General features: G+C 70.7%; 17 protein-coding genes and 4 pseudogenes. 10 read left to right on the top strand and 11 right to left on the bottom strand.

Features of this window, described 5'->3' with window-relative positions; translation table 11 throughout:
* The first annotated feature begins 360 nt into the window (after positions 1 to 360).
* Together ACFYUS_RS29625 and ACFYUS_RS29620 are read left to right on the top strand one after the other, a co-directional pair.
* Positions 361 to 1,764 carry a hypothetical protein gene (locus ACFYUS_RS29625; protein ID WP_388858648.1) on the top strand — a complete coding sequence of 468 codons (1,404 nt, stop codon included), beginning with the start codon at positions 361 to 363 and terminating at the stop codon, positions 1,762 to 1,764.
* Positions 1,765 to 2,150: 386 nt separating this feature from the next.
* Positions 2,151 to 2,255: pseudogene (locus ACFYUS_RS29620) on the top strand (AAA family ATPase); the annotation flags it as partial.
* 39 nt (positions 2,256 to 2,294) lie between these two features.
* On the opposite strand, the gene ACFYUS_RS29615 reads toward ACFYUS_RS29620, so the two are convergent.
* Positions 2,295 to 2,783: a hypothetical protein gene (locus ACFYUS_RS29615; RefSeq protein ID WP_388858645.1), complete on the bottom strand. Its 489-nt coding sequence runs from the start codon at positions 2,781 to 2,783 to the stop codon at positions 2,295 to 2,297.
* A gap of 476 nt (positions 2,784 to 3,259) precedes the next feature.
* On the opposite strand from ACFYUS_RS29615, the pseudogene ACFYUS_RS29610 reads away from it, so the two are divergent.
* The 4 genes and pseudogenes from ACFYUS_RS29610 (at position 3,260) to ACFYUS_RS29595 (ending at position 8,007) form a co-directional block, all read left to right on the top strand.
* Positions 3,260 to 4,058: pseudogene (locus ACFYUS_RS29610) on the top strand (IS5 family transposase).
* 160 nt (positions 4,059 to 4,218) lie between these two features.
* Positions 4,219 to 4,341, top strand: a complete 123-nt coding sequence (locus ACFYUS_RS29605; protein WP_388858642.1) for a hypothetical protein — start codon at positions 4,219 to 4,221, stop codon at positions 4,339 to 4,341.
* 172 nt (positions 4,342 to 4,513) lie between these two features.
* On the top strand, positions 4,514 to 7,027 hold the full coding sequence (locus ACFYUS_RS29600; protein ID WP_388858639.1) for an SdrD B-like domain-containing protein: 2,514 nt from the start codon (positions 4,514 to 4,516) through the stop codon (positions 7,025 to 7,027).
* A 263-nt stretch (positions 7,028 to 7,290) separates the two neighbouring features.
* Positions 7,291 to 8,007, top strand: a complete 717-nt coding sequence (locus ACFYUS_RS29595; protein ID WP_388858636.1) for a hypothetical protein — start codon at positions 7,291 to 7,293, stop codon at positions 8,005 to 8,007.
* A 51-nt stretch (positions 8,008 to 8,058) separates the two neighbouring features.
* On the opposite strand, the gene ACFYUS_RS29590 is transcribed toward ACFYUS_RS29595, so the two are convergent.
* Positions 8,059 to 9,408 (bottom strand): nitrous oxide reductase family maturation protein NosD, encoded by a 1,350-nt coding sequence (locus tag ACFYUS_RS29590; protein WP_388858633.1) that lies wholly within the window; start codon positions 9,406 to 9,408, stop codon positions 8,059 to 8,061.
* A 90-nt stretch (positions 9,409 to 9,498) separates the two neighbouring features.
* Between ACFYUS_RS29590 and ACFYUS_RS29585 the strand changes: the two genes are divergently transcribed.
* Positions 9,499 to 10,650: a Dyp-type peroxidase gene (locus ACFYUS_RS29585; RefSeq protein ID WP_388858630.1), complete on the top strand. Its 1,152-nt coding sequence runs from the start codon at positions 9,499 to 9,501 to the stop codon at positions 10,648 to 10,650.
* A 16-nt stretch (positions 10,651 to 10,666) separates the two neighbouring features.
* Here the strand turns inward: ACFYUS_RS29585 and ACFYUS_RS29580 are convergent, their stop codons facing one another.
* A complete protein-coding gene (locus tag ACFYUS_RS29580; RefSeq protein WP_388858729.1) occupies positions 10,667 to 10,948 on the bottom strand; it encodes a hypothetical protein in 282 nt (93 codons plus the stop codon).
* Between the two features lie 461 nt (positions 10,949 to 11,409).
* On the opposite strand from ACFYUS_RS29580, the pseudogene ACFYUS_RS29575 reads away from it, so the two are divergent.
* Positions 11,410 to 11,868, top strand: a pseudogene (locus ACFYUS_RS29575) (IS630 family transposase); the annotation flags it as partial.
* Between the two features lie 23 nt (positions 11,869 to 11,891).
* Here ACFYUS_RS29575 and ACFYUS_RS29570 read toward each other — a convergent pair.
* The 7 genes and pseudogenes from ACFYUS_RS29570 to ACFYUS_RS29540 all read right to left on the bottom strand — a co-directional run bounded on the left by ACFYUS_RS29570 (position 11,892) and on the right by ACFYUS_RS29540 (position 16,864).
* On the bottom strand, positions 11,892 to 12,122 hold the full coding sequence (locus tag ACFYUS_RS29570) for a transposase (protein WP_388858726.1): 231 nt from the start codon (positions 12,120 to 12,122) through the stop codon (positions 11,892 to 11,894).
* 294 nt (positions 12,123 to 12,416) lie between these two features.
* A pseudogene (locus ACFYUS_RS29565) lies at positions 12,417 to 12,955 on the bottom strand (transposase).
* A gap of 72 nt (positions 12,956 to 13,027) precedes the next feature.
* Positions 13,028 to 13,270, bottom strand: a complete 243-nt coding sequence (locus ACFYUS_RS29560; RefSeq protein WP_388858723.1) for a metal-sensitive transcriptional regulator — start codon at positions 13,268 to 13,270, stop codon at positions 13,028 to 13,030.
* Positions 13,271 to 13,348: 78 nt separating this feature from the next.
* The gene (locus ACFYUS_RS29555) at positions 13,349 to 14,254 is read right to left on the bottom strand and encodes a sulfite exporter TauE/SafE family protein (RefSeq protein ID WP_388858627.1); all 906 of its coding nucleotides are present in this window, start codon (positions 14,252 to 14,254) and stop codon (positions 13,349 to 13,351) included.
* Positions 14,251 to 14,832, bottom strand: coding sequence for a rhodanese-like domain-containing protein (locus tag ACFYUS_RS29550; RefSeq protein ID WP_388858624.1), 582 nt, complete (start codon positions 14,830 to 14,832; stop codon positions 14,251 to 14,253). The genes ACFYUS_RS29555 and ACFYUS_RS29550 overlap by 4 nt, the downstream gene beginning before the upstream one ends.
* Before the next feature lie 234 nt (positions 14,833 to 15,066).
* A complete protein-coding gene (locus tag ACFYUS_RS29545) occupies positions 15,067 to 16,455 on the bottom strand; it encodes a rhodanese-like domain-containing protein (protein ID WP_388858720.1) in 1,389 nt (462 codons plus the stop codon).
* A gap of 85 nt (positions 16,456 to 16,540) precedes the next feature.
* Positions 16,541 to 16,864, bottom strand: a complete 324-nt coding sequence (locus ACFYUS_RS29540) for a rhodanese-like domain-containing protein (protein ID WP_388858621.1) — start codon at positions 16,862 to 16,864, stop codon at positions 16,541 to 16,543.
* 188 nt (positions 16,865 to 17,052) lie between these two features.
* Here ACFYUS_RS29540 and ACFYUS_RS29535 point away from each other — a divergent pair, with 188 nt between their 5' ends.
* On the top strand, positions 17,053 to 17,616 hold the full coding sequence (locus ACFYUS_RS29535) for an MFS transporter (protein ID WP_388858618.1): 564 nt from the start codon (positions 17,053 to 17,055) through the stop codon (positions 17,614 to 17,616).
* On the opposite strand, the gene ACFYUS_RS29530 is transcribed toward ACFYUS_RS29535, so the two are convergent.
* Positions 17,529 to 17,903, bottom strand: a complete 375-nt coding sequence (locus ACFYUS_RS29530; protein ID WP_388858615.1) for a hypothetical protein — start codon at positions 17,901 to 17,903, stop codon at positions 17,529 to 17,531. The genes ACFYUS_RS29535 and ACFYUS_RS29530 overlap by 88 nt on opposite strands.
* Between ACFYUS_RS29530 and ACFYUS_RS29525 the strand changes: the two genes are divergently transcribed.
* Positions 17,887 to 18,411 carry a hypothetical protein gene (locus tag ACFYUS_RS29525; protein WP_388858612.1) on the top strand — a complete coding sequence of 175 codons (525 nt, stop codon included), beginning with the start codon at positions 17,887 to 17,889 and terminating at the stop codon, positions 18,409 to 18,411. The two genes, ACFYUS_RS29530 and ACFYUS_RS29525, sit on opposite strands and share 17 nt — an antisense overlap.
* Positions 18,412 to 18,844 lie beyond the last annotated feature (433 nt).

The raw sequence follows: 18,844 nt of genomic DNA, 5'->3' as shown, positions 1-18,844 counted from the left end.
CCCCTGGAACGCATGCGCGTCAACCTTGACACCTTTGATTCATCCCTTCCGGTGGCGTGTGAACGCCAGAGAGCACTGTCATCCGGTCAGCACGACAGAGACGCGCGCGGGCAGTGGTCCAGGGGTGGCCGGCGGGATCTCCGGAAGGCGCCGGCGGGGGGCGGCGGCGCCGTGACGCGTGATGTCAGTGCGCGTAAACCCACCGGTCGGAGCTGGCCGGGACCTCTCCTCCCCTGCTGTACGCGGCGCTGCGGGGGCGCTGAGCTACAGAGCGTTCCGGCCCTTTCCTCCCCTTCCGTGCGCGGCGCGGCGTCGGGGGCGTGGGGCCTAGCGCACTGCCGACCGATAGGAGAAGTCACCATGAGCACGCCTCCTTCTGTCCCGCTCCGGGTCGCCCTCGTCAACGGAAGCTTCGAGCAGCCGTCCGTCACCGAGATGGCGTTCCTGCCGGACGCCTCCCAGACCCAGGCTCCGCGGCACGTCCCGGGCTGGCTCACCACCGCCACCGACCACATGATCGAACTGTGGCACTCCGGCTTCAGCGGCGTCCCCTCCGCGGAGGGCGAGCAGTTCGCCGAGCTCAACGCCAACGAGGTCTCCACCCTCTACCAGGACCTGCCGACCACGCCCGGCACCAAGCTGTACTGGCGGCTCTATCACCGCGGCCGGCAGGGGCAGGACACCATGGCCCTGGACATCGGCGCCCCGGGCAGCGCGGTCGAGCAGCGCACCTTCACCGACGGCAACACGGCGTGGGGGTACTACACCGGCACCTACACCGTCCCGGCCGGGCAGACCACGACCCGTTTCGCCTTCCGGTCCGTCTCGGCGGCCGGCGGAAACCGCGGGATCGGCAACTTCCTCGACGGTGTGTTCTTCGGCACCGCTCCGCACGTGGTGCTCACCAAGAGCGCGGTGCCGGAAGGTCCGTTGGACGTCGGCGATGTCGTCACCTACCGGATCACCGCCAGGAACGAGGGCGGCGGGGCCGCCGAACGGCTCACCCTCACCGACGTCCTGCCCCCGGGGACGACGTACGTGCCCGGTTCGCTGCGGATCATCGACGGCCCGAACGCGGGCGTGAAGACCGATCAGGCGGGTGACGACCAGGCCTCGTACGACCCTGGGACCGACACGGTGACCTTCCGGCTCGGCACCGGTGCCTCCGCCTCCCAGGGCGGCAGCCTGGCCAACACCGCCGCACTGCCGCAGGGCACCACCGTCGAGTACCGGGTCACCCTCGGTCTGCAGACGGCGGGCACCCGGGTGACCAACACCGCCGTCGCCACGTACGAGAACCGGCTCGGCTCCACCCCGGAGCCGCTGACGTCCACGTCCGACGAGGCCGTGACCGTCGTCAGGCCGGCCGCCGACCTGGACGTGACCAAGGCGGCCGACGCCACCACCGTGACCGTCGGACAGACCGTCACCTACCGTCTGACCGTCCACAACGCCGGCCCCAGCCCTGCGACCGGTGTCACGGTCGCCGACCGGCTCCCGAGCGGGCTCGCCTTCCTGTCCGCCGAAGCCGACGCCGGCGCCTACGCCCCGGAGACCGGGCAGTGGACCGTCGGTGGACTGGCTGTCGGCGCCCGCGCGACCCTCACCCTGCGGGCGAAGGCCACCAGGCCGGCACGCCTCACCAACACGGCCACCGTCACCGCCGTCGAAAAGGACCCCCACCCGGCCGACAACACCGACTCCGTCACCCTCTGCGTCGAACCCGCACCGGCCTGCTGCGCCCCGTGCGTACCCCGTAGCTGACCCGACGCGGAAGGGACGGGGCCGAGCCCCACACCAGGTGTCGGAGCCGCTGGACTCGGCTCCGACACCTGTGAGGTCGATACGAGCCCCGACGGACAGTCGATCGCCCGCCGTCGCGGGAAGAGTCCACGACGCGATGTCTTTCGCTCCCCCGAGGAGGATCCGGTCGATCCACACGACCGGGAAGCACGACGGCCAGGTGAAGCCGAAGCCCCGCCGGACGTGGACTGCGCCGAGGCCATGCCGGTCGGTGAGCGGTCCTCCAGCACCGTCAGCCACACGACTTCTGCGCCCGCCATCGGCTGCGTCCCCGCGGGGGCTTGGTGGTGGGCGACCACCCGTACGCCCTCCCCCGCACCCCACGCGCCAAGCCGCGCCGAAGCCGCCTCGCTCGACTCCTGCACCACTGCGACGTGGTCTCCGTCAACGGCCCCAACTACCGGCTCAAGAACCGGCTCGCCGCCATCGAACGCGACACCGACATGGCCTGATCACACCAACTTCCCACCCGTCGTCATCCCGTCGGCTTCCTAGACGGGCCGACGGGGAGGCAGAGCCGCTCGGGCACGCCAGAAATCCGCGTCGCGAGGGTCGGTGAGCCATCCGATCAGACGCTCGGCACCTGCTTGGAAGGCGCGAGGCAGTGAGGTCTCCTCCCCGACAACAAGCCTGAGGGCGTCGACGTCATGGCTGGCGTGATCGGTGTCGCACCAGCAGGCCACGTTCACCGCCGCGTCGACCGCGAGCCGGCCGACGTCCGTCCACACCACTTGAAGCAGGAACTCCAGCTGATCGCCCCCGTCTGAATGCTCAATGACATCCAGGCCGAGCACCATGGGCGTCCAAGGCCGCGGGCCCGGGAAGACCACGTGATCCAGTACCCACTCCCACTCGGCCTTGTCTCCGTCCGCGCGAGCCGCATCGACTGCACGGGCGGCTTGCTCCAGGGATCCCACGTCGGCACGCGACAGGCGAGGAAAGAGCGTGGTCAATGGGACATCGTCGAAGGCACCTCGCATGAGTCGATCATGCGTTCTCTCCGCCGCCAACGACAAGGGCCCACCGCCCTGACCTTTCCCACCACACGATCGGCATCCTGAAGATCACCGAAATGAGCACGTTCATCGATTTTGTCACTGATTTTGTGACGCAGGCCGTGGTCAGGTTCCGAGCGAAGCGCCCGCCACGGTTTGCGCGGAGCCGGTGCCGACGGTGCCGTCTCGACGCCTTGTCTGAGCGGGCGGACGTAGCGGTTGACGACCGCTCTGTCTCCGCGAAAGCCCTGGTCTCGGACTTCCCGGAAGAGCCGGCCGGCGTTGCGGCAGCCCTGAGTGAAGCGTTCGCAGAGGTAGGGCCTGCAGTCGTCGAGCAGGGCCCGTCGCCGGGCGACCTTGACCAGCAGCTCGTCGACGCCGGCGGCGCGGGCGTGTCGACGGACGGCGTAGTGGTCCAGGTCGAGGTCCCGGCTGATACGAAGAGGAACTCCCGGCCGTGGATCGTCTCGGACGAACTGTGGTCGTTGATCGAGCCGTTGCTGCCGATCCCGGCACCAAGGCTGGTGGCGGGACGGCCGCGGGTACCCGACCGGCAGGCTCTGTGCGGGATCCTGTTCGTGCTCCACACCGGCATCCAGTGGGAGTATCTGCTCCAGGAGCTCGGCTTCGGCTCCGGCATGACCTGCTGGCGGCGGCTTGCCGCGTGGAACGAGGCCGATGTCTGGGACCGACTCCACGCCGTCCTGCTGCCGAAGCTGCGGTCGGCCAAGCAGCTCGACTGGTCGCGGGCGGTGATCGACTCCAGCCATGTCCGGGCTGCCCGCAGGGGCCCAAAAGCGGTCCCAGCCCGGTCGACCGCGCACGTCCGGGCAGCAAGCACCACGTCCTCGTCGACGGACAGGGCATCCCGCTCGCCGTGTCGCCGACCGGCGGAAACCGCAATGACGTCACCCAGCTGATGCCCCTGCTCGCGAAGATCCCGTCCGTCGCCGGCCTGGTCGGCCGGCCCAGGCGGCGACCGGACATGCTGTTGGCCGACCGGGGTTACGACCACGACAAGTACCGTCGCCTGGTCCGGGCTCAGGGCATCAAGCCGTTGATCGCCCGGCGCGGTGTCCCGCACGGCTCCGGACTCGGCGTCCACCGCTGGGTCGTCGAACACACCATCGCCTGACTGCACGGCTTCCGTCGCTTACGCGTCCGATGGAACGACGTGACGACACCCACGAAGCATTCCTCGGCCTCGCCACCTGCCTCATCACCCACCGACACGTCCAACGCCTTCGTCAGGACCTCTAGGTCAGGCACTGGAGTCCGCTCCGACGTAAGCCCAGGAGGGCAAGGCGATGCCACCGGCAGGACCCTCGAACCTGAGGCATTGCGCGGCCAAGGGGGCCAAATTCAGCCATCACATCGAATTCGCATATTCTTTCGGTAGCCATTCTCCAGGAGCTCGGGAATGTCGCGGATTCCGGTGAATTTCAGGATTCTGCTGGTGACGGCGAAACTTCGGCGCATAGAGTATCGCGCGCTGCTCGCGATGGCGGTCAGCGAGGTCGACGGTGGAGGGTGCCGCGATTGAACTGCGGAACATGAACACGCAGGGAAGCTCCGCCCAAGGTACTGGACACATGTACGCCTTTCCCGACCTGCGGCCTTTACGAATCGCCCACAACTCCCTCAAGTAATCGTCATGAAGAGGTCCACGCGGCAGCAATGGGGCCTTTTCTTTTCCGTGTGTGGAGAGTGATGCCATGAACCGAGTCGACGGAGACTCGCGCCGAGCGGTCCCGAGGCTTGCGGGGCCACTGGCGCGCGTAGGTTTATCTGTTTTATTGCTGGCAGGTGGCGCCCTGGGGGCGACGACCGGACCAGCCGCCGCTTCGGCCGAGGACGGCACGCTGACGGTCGAGGTGCTGCGTGACTTCTTCGGCACCGGCGTGATCAACACGACGATGGACGTGCCGCAGCGCGGCATGAAGGTGCGGATCTCCGACCCCGCCGGGCACGGTGTCACCGGCGTCACGGACGCCACTGGAAAGGTGGTGGTGTCGCGGTCGACGACGCTGAGCGGCGGCCGGTACCGCGTCGACGTCAGCATCCCGGCGCCGTACAAGGGCTACCTGCGGGCGGCACCCGCGTCGACGGCGGAGAACCACTTCGACAGCTTCACGTCGTTCGTGGACGTCTCGGGCGGAAAGAACGCCTCGGTGGTGACGGGCGTGTGGAACCCGGCCGACTACGCACTGCCGGACTCGCGGTATTTCGTGCCGGTCCAGAACGGGGCCACCGGAACGGACACACGGGCACTGGTGGCGTTCGGGACGCAGACCCGGGGCACCTGTCCCACCGGTGTGTCGTGTCCGGACACGCTGGCCACGCAGGCTCAGGTGGGCACGACGTTCGGGCTGGCCTACGACAGGTACCGCACCCGGCTGTTCCAGAGCGCGTTCGCCCGCCGGTTCGCCGCGTACGGGCCGGAGGGGCCCGGCGCGATCTACACGGTGCCGGTCGGCGGCTCCGGCGCACCGGAGCTGTTCGCGCAGGTGCCGGGTGCCGCGCTGACGCCGCACGACACCGCCGACATGAACAAGGATCCGGGATTCACCGACGCGCCGGGCAAGGAGAGCATCGGCGGCCTGGCCCTGTCGGAGGACGGCTCCACGCTGTACGCGGTGAACCTGCTGACCCGCAGCCTGGTGAGCTTCGACGCGACAGGGGCCACCGCCCCGGCTCCCGAGGCGACGACGCCGATCCCGGACCCGGGGTGCGCGAGCCCCGGTGACTGGCGGCCGTTCGGCCTCGACGTCCACGACAACACGCTGTACGTCGGCGGTGTGTGCAGCGCGGAGAGCACACAGCAGCGCACGGACCTGAAGGCCGTCGTCTACGCCTACGACGGCAAGCGGTTCACCACGGTGCTGACCCACACGCTCACCGACAAGCGCGGCACCGTCTTCACCGGTGCGGGCGCCGCTCCCCAGGCCACTCACTGGAACCCGTGGAACACCACCCTGGCCACGTGGGACGAGCGGAAGGCGGGCAACGCCTTCATCGATCCGCAGCCGGAGCTCGCCTCCCTCGCCTTCGGCCGCGACGGCTCGATGATCCTGGGCTTCCGCGACCGGTTCATGGACGTGCTCAGCGCCAAGGGACTCGACCCCCGTCCGGGGAACAACACGCCGGAACTCGGCATGTCCGGTGGCGACATCACCATGGCCTGCGCCGTTCCCACCGGTGGGTACGCGTGGGAGGGCACCGGAAACTGCCCCAACCACGCCACCCCCGCCAACAACGGCGGCCAGGACGCCGATGTCGTCGAGTACTTCCCCGGCGACTTCTTCCAGGGCCCGCACCAGGAGAACGCGCTGGGCTCCGTGGCCTACATCCCGCAGCAGGACTGGGTCGTCAGCACGGAGTTCGACCCGACCGTCAACATCGAGACGGCCGGCACCGGTTATCACCACATCACGACCGGTGAGGGCCCGGGCAACGCCCCGAACGCCAACGCGTACCAGTTCGTCGGCCAGGAACAGAACGGGTTCGGCAAGGCCGGCGGGCTCGGCGACATCGCGTACGCGGCGGCGAACGCCCCGATCCAGATCGGCAACCTCGTCTGGTTCGACGGCGATCACAACGGGATCCAGGACCCGGCGGAACCGCTGCTGCCCGGGGCGACGATCAACCTGCTGGACGCGGACGGCAAGCAGGTCGCCACGACCAGGACCGATGGCGCCGGCGAGTACTACTTCGGTGGTGTAGGCGCCGCGTACCAGCTCGTCCCCGGTGCGAAATACACGGTGCAGTTCGACGTGTGCACCGCGGACACCAGCGGGGTGCCGAGGCGACCCACGGCGGACAAGCTGCGGTTCACGCTCCCGCGAGCCGGCGCCGACCGGGCGCACGACTCCAACGTGACGCCGCCGACCACCGGACGGTTGTGCAACGGCTACGCGCCCGTCACGGCACCGGACAAGCCGGGCGGCGTCAATCACACGATCGACGCCGGGGTCTACATCCCGAAGGGAAAGCCGAAGCCGACCCCGAAGCCGAGCTCACCGCCCACCTCGACGCCGCCTCCGCACACGCCGCCTTCGCACCACACACCGCCCCCCAACAAGCCGGGCCCGAACGGTGGGGACTCGGGTTCGCTGGCGCACACCGGTTCGTCCGGGGTGGCGCAGTTGAGCGGCCTCGTCGGCCTGCTGCTGGGTGCGGGCCTGCTCATCACGTTCATGAGCCGGAAACGCCGTGCCCGGAAACACTGAACGAACCGAACAACAGTGATCTGATCTGATCTGCCCGACCGCGATCCGGATGGCGCGGTCGGGCAGATCACGTCACGGCCGGTCCGCGAGGGCCGGCCGACGGACGAGCGGCGCGGCCGGGCGGTCTGCGGCCGAATGGTGCGGGTGAACCGAGAGGGTGGGGAAGAAGAGTGTCCACGTCGAGCCGCGTGCGGAGCGGGAGATCCCAGCAAGCACTGCCGGGCCGTGTGCCCGGCCGGCGCCGATGGCCGCGGCCACGCCGGGTGGCCGTCGGTATCGCCACGGCAGCCGTCGCGGTGGGTGCCGCGTTCCTGGTCACCGGCGGCGGCTCCGAACCCAGCGGTCCGCGCGCACTGACCTCGGACGAGGCGAACCGGCTGGCGATCACGCGGTTCCGCAACTACGAGGCGCGCGGCCGCGCGGTGACGATCACCGTGCCGGGCACCGCCGGTGGGCTGATCGTCACCGGGTCCGTCGACTACCGGGGCAAGGTCGGTTACGGCGTCGTCCACGGCACCGGGCGCGACACCTCCAGCGAAGGTCTGATCGAGTGGACGGCCGACTCGGTGTTCGTCCACCCGATGGCGAACGCCCCGGCGTACGCACCCGCCTCGCCGCCCCGCACGGGCTGGTACCGCCGTCCGCTGCAGTCCTCCGGCAGCTCGCTGGACAGTTCGCTGACCATCGCGCTCGGTCTCGGCAGCGACCGGCCGGACAACGCCGAACTGCTGCCGCAGAACGGCGCCGCCTGGTGGGGACGAGACCAGGTGGACGGGCATCGGGCGGACGTCATGACCGGGCCGTCCTCCCCTGACCGCTCCGATACGGCGGGCAACGTGCGCTACTGGGTGGGCTCGGACGGCACGATGTACCGGGTCCGCGTCAGCGTCGGTTCCGCGCCCCAGCCGGTGGACATCGAATTCGACACCCAGAAGTTCCTGCCGGTCACGCCGGTACCCGGAGTCACCCCGAAGAGGTAGCCGCAGCCCGGGGCTCTCGGGGCGGGTGGGACGCTCAGGACGCGGAGGCGCTCAGGACGTCTTCACCCGCGCACCCGCGGCGAGCAGGGACGCCGACGGCAGCGGGACGCCCGCCAGGTCCGGCAGGTCCGGCACGGCCGGGACGGCGGTGGCGCCCGTGGTGAGGGCGTGGGGGAACTGCGGCTGTGGAGCAGGCGCCGCCACCTCGGTGAACGGGATGCCGCCGGGGGCCGTCGGCGTCGCCCACCGGCCGGCCGGCGAGAGCGTCGTGGACGGCAGTGGGCAGGACGCCGTGGTCGCGAGCCGGGCGGGCACTGTGGTCCGCAGATCGTTGCCGCGCAGGCAGTTGCCCCGTCCTCGTGCCGCGGTGGGGAACGTCCAGCCGACGTCGACGCTGTTGCCGGTGAACGTGTTGTCCGTGATCTGGTTGCCGATCGCGGGGATGTCGGCGGTCGCGGTGATCACCAGCCCCGCGTTGCTGTTGCCGGCGATGCGGTTGCGGACGAACCGGTTGTCGCTGCCGCCGTCGACGCCGATGCCGATGCCCCACCCGCCGTCGGCCTGCTGCGGGGTGGCCCGCTGCTGGTTGGCGGCGATCAGATTGCCCGCGATGACGGCGCCCTGCTGCGGGAGCAGTTTCTCCTGGTGGTCGGAGCCGGTGGTCAGGCCGACCCGGTTGCCGACCAGGCGGTTGCCGACCACGTACATGTCCCCGCCGGCGTTGGTGCCTTCGTAACCGACCGCGTTGAGTTCGGCGATGTTGTCCCGCACCACGATGCGGCAGGGTTTGCACTGTCCGACGTAGATCCCCGAGTCCGCCCCGCCTGACGCGTAGGAGTGCTCGATGACACCGTTCTGCGCGGAGAACGCGTAGATGCCGTACAGCCCGTTGCGGGTCGCGGTCACGTGCGAGACCAGGAACGACTTCAGGAAGGTGACGGGCTCGTCACCGGTGTCGTAGCCGCCGCTTCGCCCCGGCAGCCCGGCCGCCGCCGCCTTCGCCGAACCGGTGACCAGCACGCCGTTCTGCGTGTTGTTCTGCACGGTCAGGTTCTCCACGGCCACCCCGGGAGCCGCGACGACGACACCGTTCGGCTGCTGCAACCGTCCGTCGATGACGACCTTGTCCCGGGACTCACCACGAAGAGTGACGCGAGGCGTGGAGACCTTCACCGACTCGTGGTACACGCCCGGAGCGACCAGCACCAGGTCACCGGCGTGCGCCAACGACACCGCGGCCGAGATCGTCGGGGCATCACCGGGGACCCGGATCGTCACCTGTGCACCGCTCGGTCGCCGGCCTTTGCCCGATCCGCCGTCACCGCCGCCGTTGCTGCAGCCGGTCACAAGCGTCAGCGTGCCCAGTACCGTCGCCAGCACGCGAAGAGCTAATCGAAGCATGATCCCATTCTGGCATGACATCACCCAATTCCACTTCGAAAACGGCAGGTTGACCAACACGTGCGATTCCGGTGTGGCACTCTGCACTCCATGCACCGAGCCGACTCCCGTCCGTCACGCCGCGCGTTCATCGGTGTCGCCGGGGCCGTGGCGACCACCGGGCTCACCGCGGGGTGCGAATCGCCCGCGGCTCGGCCGGGCCGGCCCCCTTCCCCCGCGTCAGGCGCACAGGTGTCGCCGACCGGCCGCCATCAGGCGGGCATCACCCTCCCGCAACCGGCCCAGCCGAACCTCCTGGCGCTGGTGGCCGACCTCGGCGCCGACGTGGCTCCCGGTCCGTTGCTGGCCGAACTCGGTCAGGCCGTCCGCGGACTCGTCGCGGGGACCGACCCACGGCTGCTCGGCCTGCCGCCGGGCGACCTCACCGTGACCGTCGGTGTGGGCCCCCGGCTGGTCCGCATGGCCGGTGCATCGCTGCCCGGCGCGGTGGACCTGCCCCGGTTCTCCCGCGAGCGGATCGCGCCGCGGGCTCGGGGCGGTGACCTGCTGATCCAGATCTGTGCCGGTGACGCGCTGCTCCTCCCGGTCGTCGCCGCCGCGCTCCTGGCCCAGGCCGGAGACCGCGTCCACGAACGCTGGCGGCAGTCCGCGCGCCGTGGTGCGAACGTGCCCGTCGGCGACGGTCTGACCGCGCCCCGCAACCCACTCGGTTTCATCGACGGCATCGTGGGCCCGCACACGAGCGCCGAGCAACGACGCGACCTGTGGCTGGCCGGTCCTCCCGAGGTCGCCGGCGGCACCCTTGCCGTACTGCGGCACATGGAACTCGACCTGTCACGGTTCGCCGCCCTGTCCGTGCCCGAGCAGGAAGCGGTCTTCGGACGGCGACGGGGCAGCGGCGCCCCCTTGTCGGGCGGCCCGGTCGCGGCGGGCCCGGACCTCGGTGCCAAGACACCGGACGGACGCTACCTCGTCCCCGCGGACGCCCACGTGCGCAGAGCGAACCCCGTCGTGGTCGGCACCGGCCTCATGCTCCGCCGTTCCTACAGCACCGACGATCCCGCCCCCGGCCTGCTCTTCATCAGCTTCCAGAACGACCTGCGGACCTTCACCGCCACCCTCGCCCACATGGACACCTCCGACGCGCTGCTGCGCTTCACCACCACGACCGCCAGCGCGACCTTCCTGATCCTCCCTGGTTTCGACCGTCAACACCCGCTCGGTTCGCAGCTGTTCGGCTGATCACGCCCCGCCGACGTCAGCCGCCGATGCCAAAGGGCGCGTACCAAGATGAGTACACGCCCTCTCCTGTGCCCCGGCAGGATTCGAACCTGCGACACCCGCTGTAGAGGGTCAGGCCGGCATGTGGGCTTCGGGGTCGAGCCGCCCGCAGGACGAGGAAGGCATGGGCGGCGGTGACGAGGGTGACGTGCTGGTGCAAGCCACGCCAGGTCCGGCCTTCGAAGCGGTCCAGTCCCAGACCATGCTTGAGCTCGCGGTAGTCGTGTTCGACGCGCCGGCGCGTCTTCGCCCACCGGATCAGGTCGGCGACCGGAGTGGCGGAGGGCAGGTTCGATATCCAATAGCCCGTCGGCGCGTCCTGACCGCGTGGCCACTCGACCGGAAGGGTCCGGGCGGGCAGGAGGCCATCCCACCGGTGCGCCCGCCGTCGGCCTCCTGGGTCGCGACCGGGGACTGCTCACCCGCGGGCCGGACCGTCAGAACCGCGAACCATGGGGTCATCGCGCCTTTGCCGCCCTGACGCCAGGTGACCTCCGTGAACTGCTCCGCACCCGTTCCCTCCACCAGGACACTGACGACTCACGACGGGATGCGGTAGCGGGGCAGCGCCGGAGGTCCGAGCCCGCCATGGACAGGCCGGTGCGGCTCGGCCTCTTCGGCATGGGCGGCCTCCTTTCCGGTCAGCGCGAGGGCATATCGATCCGAGACGCTTGGGGTTCGGGCTCGTTGGCTGTGGGTGAGCGATCTGGTGGGGGATGCGCGGACGTGGTCGCCGGCCGTACCTGGGGCGGGCAAGGGCGGACGCCGGTGGTCCGCCGTACCGGGAACCGGTTCTCCGTGAACGCGATGCGCGCGATCGGCACCAAGGGGCGGATGCACTTCATGGTCTTCACCGAGTCGTTCGACGCGAAGGTCATGTGCCGCTTCCTCGCCCGGCTCGCCGGCCACTTCGACCGCGAGGCGCATCTGATCGTCGACCGGCACTCGGCCCACCGCTCGAAGGCCGTACAGGCGTGGCTCGCCGACCACAAGGACCAGGTCGAGCTGCACTTCCTGCCCTCGTACCCATCCGAGCCGAACCCCGACGAGCTGGTCAACGCCGACCTCAAACGCCACCTGCCCCACGCCCACCGGGCCGGAAACCAGGCCGAACTCGCCACCGAAACCCGCAGGTTCTTCCACCGCCGACACCGCCGGCCCCACATCGTCACCGGCTTCCGGCTTCGAATGCGTGAAGTCGGTCAGCCGTCCATGATCAAGCCAGTGCCGGCGAGGCATCCGTCGACCAGGTCGGGGTGGTGCTGGATCTGCTTGAGCCGACGCTTCACGGCCCGGGTGATCTGGCCGAGATCGGCTGCGGCGAGGTCGCCGATGTCGCGTTCGGCCAGCGACCGGACACCCTCCTGCGGGTTCAGGTCCGGTGCGTAGGCGGGCAGCCGGAGCACGGTGAGCCGGGCGGCATTCGCCTCGATGAACTCCCGCAGCGGCTTGGCCGGGTGAAGGCGGACGTTGTCCCCGGACCAGCACGATCGGACCGCCGGGCTGGATCCGGGCCCGGACGATCAGGTCGCGGAAGTCGCGCCGTCCGAAGCCCTTCGGCTCGTCCTTGCGGCCCCGGTGCTCGCGGATCCGGTAGATGAGTTGGGAACGTTCACCGGGCTTGTGGCAGGTCATGCCCGCCATCGACACCCGGCCGGAGCCCCGGCCCCGTACCCGGACGACGGAGGTCCGGCCGATCCGGCCCGAGGACCTGGCGCGCGGCGGTGTCATCGACTGCCCGGTTGCGTCCTCGAAGACGATCCAGGCCCCGAGGGCCGCCGCGGCGCTCTTGCCCGCGGCCAGGTCTCCTTCTTCCACACCTCGACCGCCGTGTCGTCACGCTCGATCGCCCGGCGGGCGGGCTGCTGTCACGACCAGCCGTGCCGCCTCAGCAGCTGCCACGTGCCCTCGACCGTGCAGGAGACCTGGAACAGCCGGCCGATCAGAGTTTTCACCCGCGCCGGCGTCCACCGCTGGTCCACCCGCCCATGGACGAGCAGCCCCCGCTCCAACTCCCCTTCCAGCCTGACGATCTGGGATGAGCTGAGCCTCGGCCGGCCCGGCGAGCCCTTCGACGGGACGCCGGCCTCTCCGCGCTCGCGCCAGGCCCGGCGCCACCGCTCCACCGACCGCTCGCTCACGCGCAGCGCGGCAGCGATCTCCCGGTTCTTCTCCCGCCCTCGCAGCGTTCCACGGCCTGCAGCCGGATCCGCTCCCGCGCGGTCCTCTCGGCGTCGGTCAACCCGCCGCCCTGCGTGTACCCCACGGTCCCAGGGCTGTACGAGTGTTCCGGGGTGCCGCCGCACGGGACTCTCTCTGTCCGGTGGGGGGGAACGACTCAGGCGAGGGTGAGGAAGAGCTTCTCCAGCTTTTCCTGTGTCATGGGCGGGGTGCCGGAGTCGTCGCCGAGGCACTGGCGCATTCCGCTCGCCACGATCTTGAATCCGGCCCGGTCCAGGGCTTTGGATACGGCCGCGAGCTGGGTGACGACCTCCTCGCACTCCTGGCCGGATTCGACCATGGCGATCACGGCGGCCAGTTGTCCCTGCGCCCGCCTGAGGCGGTTCAGGACCGGTTTCATCGATTCTTCGTCCACCTGCACGGGAATTCTCCTCCTTCACCCCCCACCGGGCATGCCTTGGCGGCACGCGTCCTTACGTCATTTCGATGATGCGCCCTGACGGGCACCGGCACTGGCACCGGCTTTCGGTTCTTGGTGCGGCGTTCGTGAGCGCCTCCGTATTCGGGTGGCGACCGCGACGGTCGCCCCAGCTGCGAGTACGGCCCAGGTGGCGGGGTGGGTCCAGACGGCGGTGTCCAGCTGCTGGGCGAGGACGAAGACGCCCATGACGACGACGAACCAGCCGAACGCCTTGCGCAGGGCGTCCTGCGGGATGCGTCCGGCGAGGCGGGCGCCGATCAGGCTGCCGATCACGGCCGCCACTGTGACGGTCATGGCGATGCCCCAGTCGATGGAGACGCCGGAGAGGTGGCCGGCGAGTCCGGCGAAGGACTTCATGGTGATGACGAGGAGCGAGGTGCCGACGGCGATGCCCATGGGCAGTCCGCCGAGTATGGCCAGGGCCGGAACGACGAGGAAGCCACCGCCGGAGCCGACCAGGCCGGTCACGGCGCCGACGACGAGGCCCTCGACCGCGATGTGCTTCAGCGGCAGGTCGCTGTGGGCGGGCCGGGCCTTCTTCGCCCCGTCACGCGGCTTGCGGAGCATCGCGTAGGCGGTGGCGAGCATCATCAGCGCGAACGCGATGAGCAGGACGGTTCCGGGGATGTACTCGGCGACGCGGCCGCCTGCGTAGGCGCCGGCCATGCTGAAGGCGCCGAAGAGCAGCCCGGTCCGCCACCGCACTCGGCGGGCCCGCGCGTGAGGGATGAGGGCGGCGAGGCTGGTGACGCCGACGACGAACAGCGAGGTGGCGATGGCCTCCTTGGTCTCCTGTCCGACGAGGTAGACCAGGATCGGGACGGTGAGGATGGAGCCGCCGCCGCCGAGGATGCCGAGGCTGACGCCGATGAGCAGGGAGACCACGACGATGAGGGCGGTCATGACGCGCTCCGCAGCTCCGCGATCACGCTGCGGACGTCGGTGCGCGGGCCGCGGTTGTAGGGGAGCTTGGAGAGCAGCACGCCCATGGCGCAGGAGTTGCTCAGCGCCGCGTAGGTCAGGCCGGCGCCGATCGCCGTGCCGATGAGGTGGGCACCGGGGACGGCGATGCCGATGAGGCCGGTGGCCAGGACGACCGAGCCCGCGACAAGGCGGACCTGGCGCTCCATGTCCCACCGCTCGGGACCCCGCTCCACGGGAGCGCTCGCCGCCTCCCAGGCGGTGATCCCGCCCTCCAGGACACGGAGGTTGGGCAGACCGGCCTGCGCGAGGGCCTGCTCGGCCTCCTTCGCCCGCTGTCCGGAGCGGCAGACGAGCACCACCTCCTCGTCCAGGTGCGAACGCAGCTCCGCGCGGTGCTCGCGCAGGGTGCTCAGCGGCACGTTGTACGAGCCGGCGATGTGGGCGGTGCGGAATTCGCCGGGGGTGCGCACGTCGAGCAGGCGTGGCGTACGGCCCTCCTGGACGAGGCGGTGCAGGACGGCTGGGGTGATCGACTGGACGGTGCGCTCGGCGCTCATGGGTGACTCCGGCAGGGTGTAGACGGGTGAGGGATGCGGGGGTGGTGGGTCATGGCAGTGACCCAGGTGTGAGAGAACAAGGGGCCGTCGCGGGCGGGGTGGTACGCCCGCGCCCGCGACGGGGCGGAGGAGCGGGGGCAGTGCGGCCCCCGTCTCCGCCATCCGTCCGGCGGTGCACGGCGGGAAGATCCCGGAGCCGTGACGGGCCGGCGGTTCGTGGGCGGTCGGGCGCGCTCAGACCTCGGCGGATTCGGCCGCCAGGGCCCAGGCGGTCCAGCCGCCGAGGATGTCGGAGACGTCCTCGATGCCGCGGTGGCGCAGCAGGCTGGCGGCGATGGAGGAGCGGTGGCCGCCCGCGCAGTGCAGGACCAGGGGCCGGTCGGTGGGGAGTTCGCCGGTGCGGGCGGGCAGTTCGCTCAGCGGGATGTGCAGGGCCTCGGGGATGAAGCCGTTGGCCTCGCGCTCGCCGCAGGTGCGGACGTCGACCACGAGCGGCGGGTTGTTTCCGGCGAGGGCGGCCTTGAGGTGGGTGGCGGTGAGGCGGCTGGCGGGGGTGACCTCGGCCTCCATCACCCGCAGGGCGTCCTCGGGGTTGCGGACGTAGCCCACGACGCGGTCGAAGCCGATGCGGGCGAGGCGGGTGACGATCTCCTCCTCCCGGTTCTGAGGCGCCATCACCACCACTTCCTCTGCGGGGTCCAGGACGGTGCCGGCCTGTTCGGCGAACCGGCCGTCGGCCGGCACGTTCACCGCACCGGCCAGGTGACCGGCCGCGAACTCCTGCGGATCACGCGTGTCGACCACCACGGCGCCGCCTGCCCGCAGCCCGGCGAACTCCTCCAGGGACAGCGGACGGGCCGCGACGGTCGCGTCGTACAGCGGGCGGTCCTTGCGGTTGAGGTCGGCGTCGTAGGCGAAGTAGCCCGGTGCGGCGGACTGTCCCGCGGTCACCAGCGCGACGAACTCCTCCCGGCCCATCGGGACGCAGGCGTAGTTGGTCGCCCGCTGTTCCCCGATCGTGGAGGACTTCTCCGTCGACAGGTTCTTCCCGCAGGCCGAGCCCGCGCCGTGGGCGGGGAAGACGCGGACCTCGTCCGGCAGGCCCATCAGCTTGTTCTGCACGCTGTCGTGCAGCATCCCACCCAGCTCCTCGGCCGTCACGCCCACCGACGCCAGCAGGTCGGGGCGGCCGACATCACCGATGAAGAGGGCGTCACCGGTCAGGACCCCGTACGGGACGGCGTCGCCGGCGTGCTCGTAGACGAGGACGCTGATCGACTCCGGGGTGTGCCCGGGGGTCTCCATGACCTCCAGCACCACGTCGCCCAGGGCGATCCGCTCGCCCTCGGCGAGGTGCCGGACCGGGTACTCCGTCTCGGCACGGGAGCCGTAACCGATCCACGCACCGGTCTCGTCGGCCATCTCCAGGTGGCCCGCGACGAAGTCCGCGTGGAAATGGGTGTTGATGACACCGACCACGGTGAACCCGTGAGCCCGCGCATCGGCGAGGTACTCCGACACGTCCCGGCGCGGGTCGACGACGACCGCCTGACCGGTCTTCTCGTCGGCGATCATGTACGACGCCTGGGACAGGCAGTCGAGGTAGTACTGGGCGAAGAACACGGCGAACCTTTCGACGGAGAAAGCGGTCGCGGAGCGGAGCCCCACGAGACGGAATGAAGTGCGGTGAGGGTGGGCCGCCGGCCGTTCAGGCGGTCCGGGCGTCCGTGCCGCGCACGACCGGGCGGCCGGTAGAGGCCCATCCGGAGGTGCCGCCCGCGACCGAGACCGCGTGGAAACCTGCGGCCTCCAGGTGCTCGGCGGCCCAGGCGCTGCGGTTGCCGCTCGCGCAGATCACGTAGACGGGCCGGTCGGAGGGCAGTGCGGCGAGGTGGACGCCCAGTTCGGAGAGAGGCGCGGTGCGGACGCCCGGCACGTGGCCCGCTGCGTATTCGTCCGGCTCTCGGACGTCGATGGTGAAGGCGCCCTGAGCCAGCTCGGCCGCGAAGACGTCCAGATCCACTTCACGCATGGAAGATCAACCTTTCGAATACCCCCCGGGGTACTTATGCCATCGACTGTAGGCAGGGCCGCGGAGGGAAGTCAAATACCCCCCTGGGTATCCCACGCCACAAGGGAAGATCCCGGCAGGAAGGAGGATCTAATACCCCTAGGGGTATTGCGATCTGCGGATACGGGAACGGCCGGAACGGTGACGAGATGACACGAGCGAACACGAAGCCGCGGCCCGCGCCCGCCCCCCGTGCGGCCGGGGCTCCGGGGGAACCGTGCGCAGTTCTTCCTGATCGTCCTCGTCACGGCGGCGGTCGGGGCACTCGTCGGCCCGAAGCGGACCAGGGTCCCCTGATCGGCGCCGAGGCCATCGGGCTCGCCGGGAACCCGGCCGTCTTCTCCTTCATCGTCGCCCTCGGCCTCGCCAAGACCCTCACGAACCTCGCCGCCCGCGCGCTCACCGCCCGCTTCCGCCGCAGGCAGCTGCTCCTGGCCGGCTGGCTGATCGGCGCACCCGTCCCGTTCGTGCTCGCCTGGGCGCCTTCGTGGCGGTGGATCGTGGCCGCGAACGTCCTGCTCGGCGTCGACCAGGGGCTGACCTGGTCGATGACCGTCAACATGAAGATCGACCCCGTGGGACCCTCCCGCCGAGGACTCGCCACCGGCCTCAACGAAGCCGCCGGCTACGTCGCGATCGGCGCCACGGCCCTGCGCACCGGCTGCCTCGCCGCCCGGTACGGGCTGCGTCCCGCCCCGAACTCGTCGGGGTGATCTTCCTCGCCGCCGGTCTCGGACTGTCCCTCCTGGCCAAGGACACCGCCGCCGCAGGCCGTGAAGGCGGCCAGGCCGATCAGGGCGCCGATGTCGGCCTTGACGCTCATCTTGCCGCCCACGGCGATGACGACGGAGGTGGTGCTATGGCGGACTCCTTGAGAAGAACAGGGGTGGATGGTGAGGGGGCGGGAACGGAGAGCGGCCGGGACCGCCGCCGGGCCGGTGTCGAGGGAGGCGATCTCCCAGCGGCCGTCGCGGGCGGTGAGCGTGAGCGCGTACGCCATCGGCCAGGACCGTCCCCGGCGCGAGGCAGCGCTCGACCGCGCCGCCGGCACCGAGGAACGCGGACAGGAACCCGCCGACCGTGTCGGCGAGCGCGGTGTCCTCGACCCGGGCGGTGTACGGCGAGTCGGGCTCCTGCCCGGCAGCTTCCCTCGGCGCCCCGGCCACGTACGCCCGGCTGTCACCGCTGCCGGTCTCGGTGACGGGAACGGTGAAGAACCGCAGCCCGCGCACGGACTGCTCCCCCGGTACACCGGCGACGGCGTCCGCGAGGCGGGCGGCAATGGTCACGGCCAAGGCGCCGGTCCCCCGCCTCTCGGTCCGGACGGCAGCCACCTGGACGACCGCGACCGGCCGGCGGCCCCACCGCGGGGCCCGGCCCCCGGAGCCAGCAGCCGCAGCCGAGCCATCTCCGCAGACGACTCGGTGGCCGTACCGGACTCCAGCCACATCCCCAGGACCGTCTCCTCGAACCCGGCGGGCCCGCCGGCACCGTCGGCGGTCGCTTGAACAGCGACGGGACGGACGACGGCGGCCGGCTTCACCGGCACGGGCGTGGGCCGGTCGACACCGACCAGAAGGGCGGTGGGGCCTGTGGCGAGCGCCGCCCGCACACCGCGGCCCGTACGAGGAACGCGCGGCGTCCCCGCAGAGGCGCGACACGGGAACGGGCGCCTGTCAGGCAGGGGACACGACGGGGGCCGCAGCAGGGAGGGCGAAGGCATCGGAGAGGCTCCTTGAAGAGGTCGGCGAAGCTGATGCCTCACTCTTCGACGCCCCTCTCACCCCCGTGCTGACCACCGGGAAGCCCAGGCCGTCGCAAGGCCATGACTCCGCATGGTGAGTTCGCCGGTGAGAGGGCCGTGACCTGCGTGGTGAGCCCGGTGGTAAGTGCCGGGGCAGACCGCCGGACACTCGCCATGGCCGGTCAGGGCCTGCCGGG

The organism is Streptomyces sp. NPDC004284 (genome assembly GCF_042874035.1).
Classification (GTDB): domain Bacteria; phylum Actinomycetota; class Actinomycetes; order Streptomycetales; family Streptomycetaceae; genus Streptomyces.
The sequence above is the reverse complement of the archived record's forward strand: the minus strand, read 5'-3'. Positions and strand labels throughout refer to the sequence as shown.